This is a genomic window from Streptococcus penaeicida (assembly GCF_002887775.1).
Lineage (GTDB): Bacteria > Bacillota > Bacilli > Lactobacillales > Streptococcaceae > Streptococcus > Streptococcus penaeicida.
In genome coordinates this window covers 1-251 of sequence record NZ_LOCM01000079.1, presented here as the reverse complement: position 1 = coordinate 251, position 251 = coordinate 1, and the positions used below count along the sequence as shown (strand labels likewise).

General features: G+C 45.0%; 1 tRNA gene and 1 rRNA gene. Both read right to left on the bottom strand.

What is annotated here, in order from left to right:
• Positions 1-20: 20 nt before the first annotated feature.
• Positions 21-94, bottom strand: a tRNA-Asn gene (locus AT575_RS10360).
• A gap of 5 nt (positions 95-99) precedes the next feature.
• Positions 100-214, bottom strand: a 5S ribosomal RNA gene (rrf, locus tag AT575_RS10355).
• Positions 215-251: the final 37 nt, after the last annotated feature.

Here is a 251-nt window from a genome sequence, read left to right as displayed (position 1 = left end):
GGAAATCCTATCTCTATCGACTCCGCCAGTAGGACTCGAACCTACGACATCATGATTAACAGTCATGCGCTACTACCAACTGAGCTATGGCGGATAAAAGCTAAGCGACTTCCGTATCTAACAGGGGGCAACCCCCAACTACTTCAGGCGTTCTAGGGCTTAACTACTGTGTTCGGCATGGGTACAGGTGTATCTCCTAGCTATCGTCACTTAACTTTTTTAGTCCACTCAAAATTGAATAACTATATCTT